The following is a 15,147-nucleotide window of genomic DNA, read 5'->3' as shown; positions in this document are numbered from 1 at the left end:
CGCTTGCGCCGCACCATAGTTGGGGCCTCGGCGGGGGTCATTCGGATGGGTTAACCGTCACTCGATGGAATGGCTTTGGTCAAAGGTGCTGACGTTGCCAGTGTTTTTTGATGTGGCGTCCGGGACGTGGCGCGGATGCGGTGGACGCGGCATGGAAAAGTCCCCGTCCGAGCAGGTCGGACGGGGACCGGGGCTTGGCTCGGGCCCTCGCTGAGGGGCCGGTTCAGGCTTCGGCGGCCTCACGGGCGATGTCCGTACGGTGCTGCGAACCGTCCAGCCGGATCCGGTCGACGGCCGCGTACGCCCGCTTCCGTGCCTGCGCGAGATCCTTGCCGGTCGCTGTGACGGACAGCACACGGCCTCCGGCGCTGAGGACCGTACTGCCGTCGTCGGCCAGCCGGGTCCCGGCGTGCAGGACGTACGCGTCGGGCGCATCGTGCGCGACGACGTCGGCCAGGCCCTCGATCGGATCCCCGGTACGCGGCGTACCGGGGTAGTTGTGCGAGGCCACGACGACCGTGACCGCCGCGTCGTCGCGCCAGACCAGGGCCGGCTGGTCGGCGAGCCTGCCCTCGGCGGCGGCCAGCAGGACACCGGCGAGCGGGGTCCTCAGCCGGGCCAGGACCACCTGCGTCTCGGGATCGCCGAAACGGGCGTTGAACTCGATGACCCGCACACCGCGGCCGGTGATCGCCAGGCCCGCGTACAGCAGCCCGGAGAAGGGCGTGCCACGGCGGCGCAGCTCGTCGACGGTCGGCTGGAGGACGGTCTCCAGGACCTCGTCGACCAGCTTGGGGTCGGCCCACGGGAGCGGCGAGTACGCGCCCATGCCACCGGTGTTGGGGCCTTCGTCGCCGTCGAGCGCGCGCTTGAAGTCCTGGGCGGGGCGCAGCGGGAGCACCGTACGGCCGTCGGTGATGGCGAAGAGGGAGACCTCGGGGCCGTCGAGGAACTCCTCGATGACGACGCGGCCGCAGGCGAGCGCGTGCTCGCGGGCGGTGGCGAGGTCGTCGGTCACGACGACGCCCTTGCCGGCGGCGAGACCGTCGTCCTTGACGACGAAGGGAGCGCCGAAGGCGTCGAGGGCCTTGTCGATCTCCTCGGGGCTGGTGCAGACGTAGCTGCGCCCGGTGGGAACGCTCGCCGCGGCCATCACGGACTTGGCGAAAGCCTTGGAGCCCTCCAGGCGCGCGGCCTCGGCGGACGGGCCGAAGCAGGCGATGCCCGCGTCCCGTACGGCGTCGGCGACCCCGGCCACGAGCGGCGCCTCGGGTCCGACGACGACGAGCCGGGCCTCCAGCTCGCCGGCGAGGCGGGCGACGGCGGCACCGTCCATGGCGTCGACCGCGTGCAGCTCGGCGACTTCGGCGATGCCGGCGTTGCCGGGCGCGCAGTGCAGAGCGGTGACGTCGGGATCGAGGGACAGAGAGCGGCACAGGGCGTGTTCGCGGGCACCGCCGCCGATGACAAGGACCTTCACGGGGGCAGCCTAGCGGGGACGGGGTGCGGTCCCGGTCCCGGTCCACTCCCGGCCTGCGCCTGGCTGTCCCCCCGGGCCGTCCTAAGGGCTGTCCCGTAATCCCCGGTGGATCAGCGCGCGGCGTCAGACGCGGTACATCAGCCGCTGCCGCGGCGGGCCCCATCTGATCCGCGAAGATCCGCCGGACAGGACCTAGTCGTTCGGGTACTCCTCCACGACCGTGGCACCGAGCTCGCGGACGATCAGGTCGTGGCCGGAGAGCGCGGAGTCGACGAGGTCGGCGTCGTCCTCTTCAGGAGTGTCGTCCTCGGGGGCGACGTGGTGCGGAGGCGGCGCGGGGGGAGAGTCCGACGGGCGGCGCTGCTCGGGCGGCGTACGGCCGGCGGTGGCGGTGGCGGTGGCTGGCGCGGGCGCGGCGGGAGCGTAGGCGCCGGACATCGCCGAGCCGGGGCGGGGGCCGGGGCCGGAGGAGGACTGGGCGGACGGCTCGGGCCGCTGGGAGGGAGCGGGGGCGGGGGGTCTGGAGCCGCCGCCCCCGTCCCCGCCGCCGTAGCCGCCGGGGGCTCCGGCACCGCCGCCTCCGCCGCTCCCGTAGCCGCCTCCGCCGCCGTGACTTCCGCCTCCGCCGGGGCTGTTTCCGCCGTTGCCGCCCCCACCGCCGGGGGCGGACGGCTGCGGGGTGCCGCCCGAGGGATCGATGATCGCCTCGATCTTCCACTGCACGTGGAACTGCTCGGAGAGCGCCTGCTTGAGCACTTCCTCGCTGCCGCTGCTGGCGAAGTTGTCGCGGGCGCCCGCGTTGAGGAAGCCGAGCTGGAGGGTCGTCCCGTCGAAGCCCGCGACCTGCGCGTTCTGACTGAGCAGGATCCAGGTGAAGCGACGGCGGTTCTTCACGGCCTCCAGGATGTCCGGCCACATGTTCCGCACCTGGCCTGCGCCCTGGGTCATGACGGGACCGCCGGTGTGGGCGGACGGGCCGGTGGGCTCCGGCGCTGGCGCGGCAGGAGCCGGTTCGGCGGCAGCCGGGCCCCGGCCGGGGGCGGAGGCGGTGGGCCAGCCGCCGGGCTTGCGGGGCGCCTCCGAAGCGGGGGCCCCCGCGCCCGGCCAGGCGCCGGGGCGGTTGCCGTTCGGGGGCCCGGGGTCGGGCGCAGGAGGCGGGGTGGGAGAGGGCGTGGCGGCGGGAGGGGGCGTGGGCGCCGGGCCCGGCGTACCACCACCTTGTACGGCGGCGCGCGCCCCGGCCGGCCCGTTCTCGACCGCGTGAGCCTCAGGCCCGGGGACGTACCCCATGGCGGGCGCGGGCCCCCCGGTCGAGAACGCCGCCGCGGAGACCCCCCGCTCCAGCCGGTCGAGCCGCGTCTGTACGGACCGCTCGTCGTCGAAGGCGGCGGGCAGCAGTACGCGCGCGCAGATCAGTTCGAGCTGGAGCCTGGGCGAGGTGGCGCCCCGCATCTCGGTCAGCCCGGTGTTGACGAGGTCGGCGGCCCGGCTCAGCTCGGCGGCCCCGAAGACCGACGCCTGGTCCTGCATCCGCTGGACGACGTCGTCGGGGGCGTCGATGAGCCCCTTCGTACCGGCGTCCGGAACGGCGGCCAGGATGACCAGGTCCCGCAGCCGCTCCAACAGGTCGGCGACGAACCGCCTCGGGTCGTTGCCGCCCTCGATCACCCGGTCCACGATCTCAAAGGCGGCCGCCCCGTCGCCCGCGGCGAAGGCGTCGATCGTGGAATCGAGCAGCGAACTGTCCGTATATCCGAGCAGGGCCGTCGCCATGGCGTACGTCACGCCGTCCTCGGCGGCACCCGCGAGGAGCTGGTCCATGACGGACATCGAGTCCCGCACGGACCCGGCACCGGCGCGCACGACGAGCGGCAGCACGCCTTCGGCGACCGGGATCCGCTCCTCGCCACACACCTTGCCGAGATAGTCCCGCAGCGTCCCGGGCGGCACGAGCCGGAACGGATAGTGGTGCGTACGCGACCGGATCGTGCCGATGACCTTCTCCGGCTCGGTGGTCGCGAAGATGAACTTGAGATGCTCCGGCGGCTCCTCGACGACCTTCAGCAGGGCGTTGAAGCCCGCCGGGGTGACCATGTGCGCCTCGTCGATGATGTAGATCTTGTACCGACTGCCGGCCGGCCCGAAGAACGCCTTCTCCCGAAGATCACGCGCATCGTCCACACCACCGTGCGAAGCGGCGTCGATCTCGATGACATCGATCGACCCGGGCCCGGTCCTGGCCAGGTCCTGGCAGGACTGGCAGACCCCGCAGGGGGTCGGCGTGGGTCCCTGCTCGCAGTTCAGACAGCGCGCGAGGATGCGTGCGCTGGTCGTCTTCCCACAGCCCCGCGGCCCGCTGAACAGGTACGCGTGATTGACCCGGTTGTTGCGCAGGGCCTGCTGCAGCGGGTCAGTGACATGCTCCTGCCCGATGACCTCGGCGAACGACTCGGGGCGGTAACGGCGGTACAGCGCTAGGGACGACACACCTACGACGATATCGGCCCGCTACGACATCCCACCCCCGCCAACGCGAACGCCCCCCACGCACCCGCCAGAGCCAACCTACCCTTGCTGCCTTCCGGCCCTGGGGGAGTTCAGTCAGATAGCGCCACGTGAGGGGCTGCGCCCACAGTACCCGATGCCCACCCCCGGGAACGAGTTCGCGAGCACCGCTCCACGTCTTGTATGGTTCGTCGCGGAGGATTCGCCTAGTGGCCTAGGGCGCACGCTTGGAAAGCGTGTTGGGGGCAACCCCTCACGAGTTCGAATCTCGTATCCTCCGCCATTGCTCTCACCGGGCAATAGTTGAAGGCCCCCGCTGCTGGCAGCGGGGGCCTTCAACGTTCCTCACCAGGGCGGTGAGCGGCGTACATCGCGGCGGCGCCACCCGAGAATGACGCCGCGATCACATGCACCGGTCCCGGCCACCCGAATATGGGCTCGCAGATGGTCGCAGGCCGCACGGATGTCGTTGGTCACCGAGGCGATCGTCAGCTCCGACTCGTGCCTGTCGCTCGCCCCATGCCCCCGCAGGTCGAACCGCCGGCTGGTGACCCCCGACGCGGCAGGCATCCCCCTCAGCCGCTCCCGTCACGCGCACCCTGGCCACACGGACCGAACCCTGACTTTGTCACAGCAGCGCAACCGCCCAGCACGACCGGGCAGTTGCTCCGGCCTGCTGGTTAGGGTCCCCCTGGAATCATTGGCAGATCACGGGGGGTTTTCATGAGGCTCAAGCATGTGGGGCGGTTCGGCACCACCGGCGCGTTGGTCGCCGCGGCGTTCGGCGCGTCGATCGTCTTCACTCCGGTGTCGGCATCCGCGGACAGCGATTGGAAGTGCTACGGCACCGGGGTCAAGCGCTGCGCCACTGTCTGGTGGGACGAGACCGCCGGCACCTACCGGGCGCGGGCGAAGATCACCGACGTCGCCGGTGGCGGCAGCTACGAGGTCAAGGTCACCAACGTGAAGCTGGAGCGCACCAGCGGCGGTGACTTGATTACGGTGCGCACGGCGGCGGACACCGACGGCTGGCATGACACCGAGGACTTGGCCGGCACCACCACCGTCGGCCCGTGCAACTGGCCGGGGGAGAGTCTCAGGGTGGTGGCGACGTTCAGTTGGAAGGGCGCAGGTACCGGCGAGAAGACCTGGCGTCCCAACCACTCGTGGGGCCAGGTCTGCTGACCCGACGGAGATGTCCGCCCCGCACCGGTCGGTGCGGGGCGGACATCTCCGTCAGGCCGGTCGCGAGTCGGCGGCCGTTACAGTTGGCGTCGAACGGCGGGGGGCGGGTGTGGACTTCGGGGTGTTGGGCCCGGTGACCGTGTGGCGGGCCGGCGTACCGCTGGAACTGGGCACGCCGAAAGGGCGGGTGCTCCTGGCGGTCCTGCTGTGCCGGCCGGGTCGATCGGTCGCCGATGATGCGCTGGCAGAGGCGATCTGGGGCGAGGAACAGCCGAAAAGTGCCGCCAAGAACGTGCAGACCTACGTCCACCGGCTCCGGCGGCGCCTGGGGGATTTGGGACGCATCACCAGGGAGGGCCGGGGCTATCTGTTGCGTGTCGGCCGTGACGAGCTGGACGCGGCACGTTTCGAAGATCTGGCGGGCGTGGCCCGGGCGGCGCTGGCGGCCGGTGATCTCGATCAGTCGCGTCGGCTCTTCGACGAGGCCCTGGGCCTCTGGCGGGGACCCGCGTACACCGGGATCGCCGACGTCCCGGCGCTGGCCTCGGAAGCCGCTCGGCTCGATGAGCTGCGGCTCGGCGTACTCGAAGAGCGCATCGACGTCGACCTTCGGCTTGGTCTGCACAGCGAGCTTCTTGGCGAGCTGACCGCGCTGACGATGGAGCATCCGTTCCGCGAGCGGATGTGGGCCCAGCTCATGCTCGCGCTGTATCGGTGTGGCCGGCGGGCGGACGCGCTGCTGGCTTATCTCCAGGTCCGTGATGTCCTGGCCGAAGAGACCGGTCTGGAGCCCGGGCAGAAGTTGCGGGAACTGCACCGGACCATCCTCGGTGAGGATCCCGCGCTGGACCCGGCGATCGCGACCGAGGGGCGGGGACGCAGGTACGCCGGCGGCGCCCGGATGCTGCCTCCGGCGCTCGGCGACTTCAGCGGGCAGCAAGCGGAGTTGGCGGAGATCGAGGCAGTGCTCCGCGAGGACCGCGCCGCTGATGAGCCGGCCGCGGTGGTGACGATCTCGGGCCCTGGCGGGGTCGGCAAGACCGCGCTCGCGGTACAGGCCGCGCATCGCCTCAGGTCCGCGTACCCCGACGGGCAGCTGTTCGCGGCGCTGGCCGGCGCACGTACCCAGCCGGTCGACCCGGCCACTGTGCTCGGTCGTTTCCTGCGTGCGCTGGGAGTGCCCGCCACCGCGGTGCCGGACGATCCGGAGGAGCGCACGGATCTCTACCGGGGCATGCTCGCGGAACGCCGGATCCTGGTGGTGCTCGACGACGCCTTCGACGAGGAGCAGTTAGCTCCCCTGCTGCCGGCGAGCGGTACGTGTGGGGTGATCGCCACCGGCCGCGTGCGGCTGGGCGGTCTTGGCGGCGCGCATCGGGTCGAGCTCCGCGAGATGTCCGAAGTCGACAGTCTGATCATGCTGCGCAACAGCACGGACGACCGGTTGACCTCGGCCACCCGGGGGGAGCTGTCCGACCTGGTCCGGCTGTGTGCGCGGCTGCCGCTCGCGCTGCGGATCGTCGGGTCGCTCCTGGTGTCACGACCTCATTGGCGCCTGGCGGACCTCGTGTCGCGGCTGGCGGACGAACAGCATCGGCTGGACGCCCTGCGCTATCGCGATCTCGAAGTACGGGCCAGTTTCGGGCTGAGCTACGAGGGGCTCCGGCCCGATGCACGGCGGCTGTTCCGGCTCCTCGGACTGCTGGAGGCACCCGATTTCCCGCTCTGGGCGGCAGCCGCCGCCGTCGATGCCGAATTGCGCCCGGCCCAGGAGCTCCTCGACGAACTGGTCGACGTCCATCTGCTCGACGTCACCGGAACGCCGAACGGTCAGGCGCGTTACGGCTTCCACGACCTGATCCGCGCGTACGCGAGGGAACGCGCGGAGGTGGAGGAGTCGGTGGAGGCCCGGGAGGAGGCCGTCGTCCGCGTCCTCAGCGCCCTGTTGACCCTCACGGACATCGCCGACCGCGACCACATGGGACAGAACATGTTCCAGCGGGACGCTCCCCGGTGGCGGCCGGAGCGGGTGGAGGCAAGCCTGCCGCCCTCCGTACCACCGATGGAGTCGCTGGATTCGGAGCGTATCCCTTTGGTGGCAGGTGTACGGCAAGCCGCGGAGCTGGGCAGGGACGAGCTCTGCTGGGAGCTGGCCGTGGGCGGGCAGGCACTGTTCGAGACGGAGCGGTACTTCGACGACTGGCAGGAGTGCTACGAGAAGGCGATGGGCCTGGCCAAGGCGGCGGGCAATGTGCGGGGCCGGGCCAGATTGCTCATCTCGATGGCCGGCCTGCGCTACATCCGGCGCCGGTACGGTCCGGCCGAGGAGTCCAACACCGAGGCCATGGGCCTGTTCGAGCGGATCGGGGACTCGCGGGGCTACCTGGAGGCACTGAGTAACGCGCCGTTCTTCCTTGTGCCCAACGGACGTCTGACCGAGGCGATAGCCGCCGGTCGCGAGGCCTACGAACGGCTCAACGCCGGCGGGCAGGACGCGGCGGCACTGCACGCGTACTCACAGGTTGGCCTCGCTCACCTGCAGGCGGGAAGGCCGGGGGTCGCGGTAGAGGTCCTCACGGAGATCGTTGCCGGGGCACGGAAGCAGGGGATCCGGACCCTGATCGCGCGAGACACCTACTGGCTCGGCCAGGCGCAGCTCGCACTCGGCCGTCATGCGGAGGCGGAGGAGGCGTTCACCGAGCTGAACGCGTATGCCCGGGACATCGGGTCATCGGGCGCGTTCTACACGGCCCACGCCTGGGGCTGTCTCCACCTGGCCCGAGGTGAGTACGCGGACGCGCGCCGGCATCTCCTCGAAGGTGTCGAAGTCGCGCGTGCACTCCATGACCCCATGTTCGAGACCCGTGTTCTCGTCGACCTGCTCGATCCCCGCCTGTACGGCCGGCCCGATCTGCGAGCCGCGATCGGCCAGGGGGAACACGCGGTCGAGGTGGCCCGCGGTATCGACTACCCGTACCTGCTCGCGGGTGTGCTGGAAAAGCTTGCCCGGCTACAGGCCGCGGCGGGAGACGACACCGCCGCGAGGCATCTGACCGACGAGGCCGCCGCCGTGGGAGCCAAGATCCGCTGAGCCGTGGCGGGCAGCTCGTATTCCCGGTGTGTGCCGGCCGTATTCCGGTCCGTGTCACTGTGCGCGTCAACGACGAAACGCCGTCGGGAAGCCGCTCTGGCATCTCCGGCCGCGTTGCCGGTCATCTCTCGGAACAACCAAACGTTCGGAGCTGTCGAGTCAGGCAGCTCTCGTTACGAGTGAGGTAGTTAGTAGTGCACAAGGGACGTATCGTGTTCGCGGCCGCTCTGGTCACCATGGCGCTCGGGCTCTCCGCCTGCAACGGCGACGAGGAGGGGGCGGCGGCGCAGGACTCACCGGCGGCATCGACCCCGGCTTCGGCCTCGTCCGAGCCGAGCGACGAGGGCGCGGATGCCGGCAGTGGCAGTGGCGGCGCCGCTGCCCCGGGCGAGGGGGACGTCACCGCGCCGGGAAGGAAACTCAATGTGGGCGACAAGGCTGTCCTGCCGTTCGAGTACACGAGCGAGAAGAAGGGCACCATCGCCGTAACCGTCACGGCGATCGAGAAGGGCGCCGAGGCCGACATGGCCGCCTTCGGTGAGAAGGCAGCGGGAATGACGCCCTACTTCATCAAGATGAAGGTGGAGAACGTCGGAGGCACCGACCTGTCGTACGCGTCGCTGAAGCTGAACGGTGTGCTGGAAGGCGGCGCCGGCACGGGCGTCATACTGATGGGCGACATTCCAGGCAAGTGCGACAACGAGACCGCGCCCACCGAGTTCACCACCAAGGGTGCGTCGTACGAGACCTGCGCGCTCAGCGCCACGAAAAGCACGCCCGTCACGGCCGCCGAGTTCGACGAGGGCGACGCGTACAGCGACAGCCCGGTCGTCTGGACCAACTGAAGATCCGCGCCTGCCTGTACCTCGCCGGCCTGACGGCTCAAGACGGTCCAGGTCGTCCTCACCGGGCCGGTCGGCGCCATGCCGTCCGGGCCGATTGCGGTGTCACCCCTGACCGCCATGCCGGGCGGCCGGTTGACCGGGCACCCGCTCGTCCTGCGGCAGCAGCGGTGGTGTCCGGGGTGGTGGCAACCCCGGCGCGATACCGGGTCTGGTGAGGCGAGCCCGGAGGCAAAGGCTGCGACCAGATCGTCGCGGACGCTGTCGCCGAGGCTCGCGCACCATCGGTACGGGGCACCAAGTCCCATGCCTGTCAGCCCGTCAGGCCAGGATGCTGGTCGTCCTCTTGGACGAACTGGCTGCAACACCGCGTTGTCGCGCCGGAACTCGCTGAGCCATGGCTGCAGTTCTGGCTGCATTCGCCTACGTACGGCCCCGTTCGCAAGTGGTGTCCGCCCCGGCCTCACCGCAGGTCAGACCGTTCCCGCACACCCCCGGACCCCCAGGCGAACATTTGGAAAGCGTGTTGGGGGCAACCCCTCACGAGTTCGAATCTCGTATCCTCCGCCATTGCTCTCACCGGGCAATAGTCGAAGGCCCGCCGTCGCTAGCGATGGCGGGCCTTCGACGTGTCTCAGGGCTCGTTGTCATGGTTTTTGTCCACAGCGAGCTTTTCCTGGGGTCCCCAGATCACTTCTGCGATCTTCCGGGCGACGTCCTTGAGCATGGCGTCCGGCACGTGCAGGTACCGCGCCCGCATGCCTGCGGAGGTGCCCGGTTCCCACCCCATGATCTGGTCGATCACGCGGTCTGGGACACCGAGCAGCATGAGCACGGTTGCGGCCGTGTGACGTGCGTCGTGAAGGCGAGCGCCCGAAATCCCGCGTCTTCCACCAGCCGCTTCCAGTCGTGGTAATCCGTGTTCGGGCTCAGCGGGCCCCCGGGCGGCCTTGGTGAACACGTAGTCCGACGCGGCCCACAGGTCGCCGACCGCCTTGCGCTCGCGCTTCTGCGTCTCAGCGTGTGCGCGGAGCACGGCGACCAGCGGGCCCGGCAGGGGGACAGCGCGACGGCCCGCGCGGGACTTGGTGTTCTTGGTCTCGCGCCGGACCTGCGCCTTCGACCTCGGATTCGTCCTCTTCCATCCGCGGCGGCTTCGCCAGCGCCGCGGCGTTCTTCGCCGCGTAGCCGCGCCGTACAGCCTCCCCCAGGGAGGTTCGGGCCGTGCGGTGGGCCTGGTGAGCCGTACCCGCCTTGCGCGCCCCGCCCGCCTGCACGCGGCGATACAGGCTCTCCAGATGTTCGGGCTGCAAGCGGGTCAAGGCGATGCCTGCCGATACCGGGCACGAGGTGAACGCGAACAGCAACCTCGTAGCCGTCATACGTGTTCTCGCTGACCGCCGGCTTGGCGATGTTCTCAGCCCAGTGCCCAAGCCACTTCTCAACCGTCCACGGCTTGCCGGGCTGACTCGCCGAACCCGCGTCGCGCAGCTTCTTCAACCGCCGGACCTCGTCAACCAGTTCCTCGCGCGTCGGGCGCGTCGCATGTCGGCGGTACGGCTCCCGTTGTCCTTGTAGCCCATCGGCACGCGAGCGTGCCAACGGCCGTCCTTCCCGAGGTAGATGGCGGATTCACCATTGGCGCGGCGGGTGCCCTTCTCCAACTCTGCCACGGCAGACTCCTGGTTCGTGCTGTCGGATTGAGGCCGGGGCGTCTGCATGCCTGAAGACGGTTTGCGCGAGGAGATCGCCCTCGATCACGTCGTCGTTCAGGTCGTCCGGACTGGCCCGGTACGCGGGGAGCGCCCCTGGACCGGTCGCCGCGTCGAGCTGGGCGCACAGGTGGGCGAAGTCGGCCATCCGCAGATCGGTGGGAGTTTCCGCCTCGGCCGCTCGGACCTTGACCGCGAGGTCGAGGAGCGAGCCGAGAACGACGGGCCCTTGCCGTCGGTGTCCTTGACGGAAAGGGGCAGTTCCCCGGTGAGCTGAGTACGGCGCCAGCACACCTCACGCGGGTCCGGGACGGTGATGTCCCACCCGGTGTGCACTCGCCGACACCGAAGCCTCCGGCCACAACCCCACCACCCCAGCTTCACCAGCCCGCGCCACACCGGACCCGAGTTCGGAGGTCCCGAGGCTCCCGGGCCTGATCTCCCCGCCCTGCGGGGCTGATTGACCGGGCACATCGCTCAGGGCCGGTGGGGCGTCAAGGGTTGAACGCCGGTCGGATCCGGTCCGGCCGGTCCGGCGACGGCCACGCGAATGGACGATCGGCGGACTGCCTCGAGGACTCACGCTACTTGCTGACGGCGAAACGCATCAGGGCCTGCTCGTCCCCCTGCTTGATCTTCCCCGTCTCGTTGATCACCTGGAGCTTCCAGCCCGTACCCTCACGTACCGCCTTTGCCACGACGCAGCCGTTGTCGTTGCTGAGCAGGCTCGGCCAGATGTCGGCGACCTGCTGGATGCTGCCGCCCGTCGCGTCGTACACCTTGAAGCTGATGTTGCGTGCGTTCTGGAAGGAGCTGCGCTTCTTGTAAGCGGCGGCGATGAACACGATCGACGTGATGTTGGCCGGCACCCGGGAGAACTCGACGGTCACCGTCTCGTCGTCACCATCCCCCTTCCCCGTCTGATTGTCCCCGCTGTGCAGCAGCGAACCGTTCCCCAGCGGGTCCAGGGAGTCCAGCCCGGCCAGACGCACCGGATCCGCGCCCTGCACCGCGATCGCGATCAGATCGAGATCGGTGCCGGCCTTCTGCCGGAGCTTGCCCAGGACTCCCCCGCTGCTCCCCACAGTCGGATCCCATGACACCCCGATGGACAGATGAGTGACCCCGTCCAGGTCGGCGGGACCGTCTTCCTTCGTCAGCGTGATCATGCCTAATCCTTCTGATGGCTGGAATGGGACACCTGAAGTGTGCCTCGTACCATCGACATCTGGTCCACCAGGCTCGGACTCTTCTCAGCGGGCCGCTTCGGTACAGGGCAACCCCGGAGGGTCACGCCGGGCGGCGGGTCCACCGGACATAGAGAATCCCCAGCGCGACGGTGAAACCCAGGTGGGACCGGATCACAGAGGCACCCTTGCCGGGAACCGGAAGCAGCGGCGAAATGGGCCTCACTGTACGGGAGTTGGTGTTTCTACCGGTCAGTATGTCCTTTTTCTCGCGGGCCGCCGCCTTGGTCAGCCGCTTCGCCGCGGTGGCGGTCCGTTCTCTGGGGCCCGTGGCTTGATGTCCGTACCCTTGACGGCCCTGACGAACTCGGCGTCGAACCGCTCCTTGCCCGCCTTCTCCACAAGGCGGGTGAGGTACTTCAGCTGCGCGACGGTGATCGGGGTCTTCTGCGCCACGGCCTTCCGCTTCGCGCTCTCCTCGCGAATCCGCCCGTAGTACTCCTCGTTGGCCGCCTTGCGCTTCGCCTCCGACTCCCCGCTGCGGCAGGCGACCTGCACGCCCTCGTGCCAGGTCTGAGTGCCCGGCTTGCCGGTGACCGCCTCCCACAGCGCGTTGGCCGCCAGCGCGGACTCGTCCACGCCCTCCGTCAGACCGGGGCCCACCAGCCCGTAGTAGCCGGTCTTCGCCCCGCGGCAGGACAGTGAACCCGCCGGAATGGCGTGGGCGGTGAGCCAGTCCTGCCCACACCCGCAGTGCGTCGCGTGGTACCGGCCCCACTTGCTCTCCAGCGGCTCGTACACGAGACGGTCGCCGTAGATCGTCGTCGACCTGAGGGCGTAAGTCCGCCTGCCGATCGACGATCTCGGTATTCCCACCGGGCAGCAACCGGTCATCCTGCGCCTGGAACAGGGACGCGCGAAGAACCCCTCTGCCCAGGTCGTCGGCGCCCTCGCCCTCGCCCGGGCCCTTCAGCTCTCCCGCGCCGAGCGCGACCAGCTGTACCCAAGCGCCGGGCTCCTGCCGCCCCAGGATGGGACGGTCAGCACCCATGTGCCCGCGGGGATCCAACGACTCACCGCGCGCCTGGGCGACATCCCGATCGCGGTGTTCGCCGCCGACTGGACCCTGGTGTGGTGGAACACCACGTGGAGCGCCCTGCACGGCGACCCCACCGCCCTCCCGCCCGCCGAACGCAGCCTTGCACGCGCCCTGTTCGGCAACGGCCCTGCTCACGCCTCGATCCCTCCCGTTCGGTCCGAACGCGGACAGGACGCCTTCGAGGCGTCGATCGACGACGGCCGTGGTTTCACACGGCCGGTCGGAGGCCCTCTCAGCACTATGGCCAGAGTCCCGCAAGTCGTCGCTCACCGGCACGGCGAACCAGCCGTGATCGGCGGTTCCTGCCTGTTCCGCTTGTTTGCGAACCAGGCCGCAATAGCACCGAGCGTGTGCCTCACCGGCTTGGCCTACACCGGGTTGCCGGGTCGGTGTCGGCAGCTGATGAAGCGGTACCCACGGAATCTCTTCGGAGCGGAATCGCGCCCTCAGCGGCGCCTGGAGCCCATCACCAACTCACGTCGTTCCTGGTCCGGCCCTGCGGAACTCGTGCTGTGACCGCATAGGTTCGCCGGTTCTGATGCTTACAGGTTGTTCACATAGAAGCTGGTGAGTCGTTCGACGGCAGCGTCGACGTATTCGGGCTCGTCGTACATCTCGTAGTGGCCGGCGCCGTCGATCACCATGAGGTCGACGGGGTTGGGGGCCAGCTTCCACAGCTGCATGCCGGTGTCGTAGGAGCCGGTGTTGCCGATGCGTCCGGCGAGGATGACCTGTAGCGGCTGGGTCATGAGCTGATCGGCCAAGTGGAACGCGTCATAGCCCAGCAGGAGGGAGTCGCTGCGCGAGAGGCGCCGATTTGTGGAGTGCTCGTTACCGCCGCGCTCGGTGCGGTAGTAGGTGATGGCCTGAGTGGTGTCGATGTCGGTCAGGCCCGCTGTCATGGCGTCCTTGAGGGTGTCGGGCAGCCAGTTCACACGGGTCGTCTCGCCGGAGCGGGCCTCTTCGATACGTGCGTCCGCGAGGGCGTTGAGTGCGGCGGCCGGGCCGTCGGGCTGGAAGCTGCGGAACGAGGTGCCCATGTTGCCCGGGACGACCGTGCCGACCGCTTTGATGCGGTGGTCCGTGCGGGCGGTGTGCACGGCGTAGCCCCCACCGGCGCAGATGCCGAGGACGCCGATGCGCTGCGGGTCGATGCCGGGGGTCGTCGTGAGCACGTCGATGGCGTAGGAGATGTCCTCGCCTCGGCGGTAGGGGTCTTCGAGGTCGCGGGGCTCGCCTCCGCTCTGGCCCTGATGGGCGGGGTCGAAGACGAGCGCCGCGATGCCGCGGGCGGCGAGACGGGAGGCGTAGTTGGCGCCGATCTGCTCCTTCACGCTGCTGCCTGGGGTAGAGAGCACCACGGCGCGCAGCGGTGCCCTGCTGTCGGCGTTGTCGGGCATGTGGAGGGCTGCGGCGAGTTCGATGGGACCGCGCGGAATCGTGAGGTGCTGAAGCATGCGTAGCTTCCTTGGTGAGGTCGTTGTTCCATAGAAGTCCAGTACAAAACAGCAACTGGTACGATCTGAAACTAATACGAAACAGTACCACCCCACCTGGACGGAGGCTCGCATGTCAGTCGACGGGGCGCAGCTGTGGACGCTGAACCAGCGGCTGCTGGGCGTCGTGATGGATGCCTGCACGCGAGAGCTGGCCGAGCTCGGGTTGGAGACGAAGGAGTTCTTCGTCCTGGCCGAGGTGGAGGCATCGCCGTACCCGGCCGAGATCGCGACCGCGCTGCTGCTGCCCAAGGCGAGCGTGACGGTCTACGTTCGCAACCTCGTCACCAAGGGCTTTGTCCGCCGCGAGATCGACGAGGCGGACTTGCGGCGTCATCGGCTCGCACTGACCGCTGAGGGCACGCAAGCACGCGATCGAGCACTTGCGGCCCTCGCGACGGAGTACGACCGCAGGTTGGCGAGGGTCACCCCCCAGGACCGCGTTGAGCTGCAACGCATCCTCCAGGCGATGCTCGCCTCGCCCGCGTCAGGCCGTATGCCCGAGTGATTCGTCTGCCCGGTGCTCTGCTGCACGTTCGGGCTGCGACCG

12 protein-coding genes, 1 tRNA gene, 1 other RNA gene and 1 pseudogene are annotated in these 15,147 nt (G+C 69.6%); 6 read left to right on the top strand and 9 right to left on the bottom strand.

Annotated elements, in window-relative coordinates; all coding sequences use genetic code 11:
• Positions 1-223: 223 nt before the first annotated feature.
• From purD to ffs, 3 genes are all read right to left on the bottom strand, one after another.
• Entirely contained in the window at positions 224-1,480 is a 1,257-nt protein-coding gene (gene purD, locus ACIBBB_RS32550) for a phosphoribosylamine--glycine ligase (RefSeq protein WP_398988418.1), read from the bottom strand.
• A 192-nt stretch (positions 1,481-1,672) separates the two neighbouring features.
• Entirely contained in the window at positions 1,673-3,967 is a 2,295-nt protein-coding gene (locus ACIBBB_RS32545) for a DNA polymerase III subunit gamma and tau (protein WP_398988416.1), read from the bottom strand.
• A 42-nt stretch (positions 3,968-4,009) separates the two neighbouring features.
• Positions 4,010-4,108, bottom strand: an RNA gene (ffs, locus tag ACIBBB_RS32540) — signal recognition particle sRNA small type.
• A gap of 72 nt (positions 4,109-4,180) precedes the next feature.
• Between ffs and ACIBBB_RS32535 the strand changes: the two genes are divergently transcribed.
• The 4 genes from ACIBBB_RS32535 (at position 4,181) to ACIBBB_RS32520 (ending at position 9,106) form a co-directional block, all read left to right on the top strand.
• Positions 4,181-4,268 (top strand) — tRNA-Ser (locus ACIBBB_RS32535).
• A gap of 440 nt (positions 4,269-4,708) precedes the next feature.
• Entirely contained in the window at positions 4,709-5,170 is a 462-nt protein-coding gene (locus ACIBBB_RS32530; RefSeq protein WP_398988414.1) for a hypothetical protein, read from the top strand.
• A gap of 133 nt (positions 5,171-5,303) precedes the next feature.
• Positions 5,304-8,261: a BTAD domain-containing putative transcriptional regulator gene (locus tag ACIBBB_RS32525; RefSeq protein ID WP_398988412.1), complete on the top strand. Its 2,958-nt coding sequence runs from the start codon at positions 5,304-5,306 to the stop codon at positions 8,259-8,261.
• Positions 8,262-8,455: 194 nt separating this feature from the next.
• Positions 8,456-9,106: a hypothetical protein gene (locus tag ACIBBB_RS32520; RefSeq protein ID WP_398988410.1), complete on the top strand. Its 651-nt coding sequence runs from the start codon at positions 8,456-8,458 to the stop codon at positions 9,104-9,106.
• A gap of 631 nt (positions 9,107-9,737) precedes the next feature.
• On the opposite strand, the gene ACIBBB_RS32515 is transcribed toward ACIBBB_RS32520, so the two are convergent.
• The 5 genes and pseudogenes from ACIBBB_RS32515 to ACIBBB_RS32495 all read right to left on the bottom strand — a co-directional run bounded on the left by ACIBBB_RS32515 (position 9,738) and on the right by ACIBBB_RS32495 (position 12,878).
• Entirely contained in the window at positions 9,738-10,148 is a 411-nt protein-coding gene (locus ACIBBB_RS32515) for a tyrosine-type recombinase/integrase (RefSeq protein ID WP_398988527.1), read from the bottom strand.
• A 451-nt stretch (positions 10,149-10,599) separates the two neighbouring features.
• The gene (locus tag ACIBBB_RS32510; RefSeq protein ID WP_398988537.1) at positions 10,600-10,776 is read right to left on the bottom strand and encodes a hypothetical protein; all 177 of its coding nucleotides are present in this window, start codon (positions 10,774-10,776) and stop codon (positions 10,600-10,602) included.
• A 43-nt stretch (positions 10,777-10,819) separates the two neighbouring features.
• Positions 10,820-11,041: pseudogene (locus tag ACIBBB_RS32505) on the bottom strand (ATP-binding protein); the annotation flags it as partial.
• 358 nt (positions 11,042-11,399) lie between these two features.
• On the bottom strand, positions 11,400-11,984 hold the full coding sequence (locus ACIBBB_RS32500) for a TerD family protein (protein ID WP_398988408.1): 585 nt from the start codon (positions 11,982-11,984) through the stop codon (positions 11,400-11,402).
• Between the two features lie 306 nt (positions 11,985-12,290).
• Positions 12,291-12,878 carry a hypothetical protein gene (locus ACIBBB_RS32495; RefSeq protein WP_398988406.1) on the bottom strand — a complete coding sequence of 196 codons (588 nt, stop codon included), beginning with the start codon at positions 12,876-12,878 and terminating at the stop codon, positions 12,291-12,293.
• Positions 12,879-13,053: 175 nt separating this feature from the next.
• Here ACIBBB_RS32495 and ACIBBB_RS32490 point away from each other — a divergent pair, with 175 nt between their 5' ends.
• Entirely contained in the window at positions 13,054-13,617 is a 564-nt protein-coding gene (locus ACIBBB_RS32490) for a hypothetical protein (RefSeq protein WP_398988404.1), read from the top strand.
• Between the two features lie 26 nt (positions 13,618-13,643).
• Here the strand turns inward: ACIBBB_RS32490 and ACIBBB_RS32485 are convergent, their stop codons facing one another.
• Positions 13,644-14,558: an alpha/beta hydrolase gene (locus tag ACIBBB_RS32485; RefSeq protein WP_398988402.1), complete on the bottom strand. Its 915-nt coding sequence runs from the start codon at positions 14,556-14,558 to the stop codon at positions 13,644-13,646.
• Between the two features lie 112 nt (positions 14,559-14,670).
• Here ACIBBB_RS32485 and ACIBBB_RS32480 point away from each other — a divergent pair, with 112 nt between their 5' ends.
• Complete coding sequence (locus ACIBBB_RS32480) at positions 14,671-15,105, top strand: MarR family winged helix-turn-helix transcriptional regulator (RefSeq protein WP_398988400.1); 435 nt, start codon at positions 14,671-14,673, stop codon at positions 15,103-15,105.
• Positions 15,106-15,147: the final 42 nt, after the last annotated feature.

Source organism: Streptomyces sp. NPDC051217 (genome assembly GCF_044455465.1).
Lineage (GTDB): Bacteria > Actinomycetota > Actinomycetes > Streptomycetales > Streptomycetaceae > Streptomyces.
Note: the sequence above shows the minus strand (reverse complement) of the source record. Positions and strands in the feature narration are given on the sequence as shown.

Bases quoted from the DNA above. Each gene is read 5' to 3' on its own strand.
- ACIBBB_RS32480 (WP_398988400.1), top strand. From the start codon at position 14,671: ATGTCAGTCGACGGGGCGCAGCTGTGGACGCTGAACCAGCGGCTGCTG.
- ACIBBB_RS32530 (WP_398988414.1), top strand. From the start codon at position 4,709: ATGAGGCTCAAGCATGTGGGGCGGTTCGGCACCACCGGCGCGTTGGTC.
- ACIBBB_RS32485 (WP_398988402.1), bottom strand. From the start codon at position 14,558: ATGCTTCAGCACCTCACGATTCCGCGCGGTCCCATCGAACTCGCCGCA.
- ACIBBB_RS32500 (WP_398988408.1), bottom strand. From the start codon at position 11,984: ATGATCACGCTGACGAAGGAAGACGGTCCCGCCGACCTGGACGGGGTC.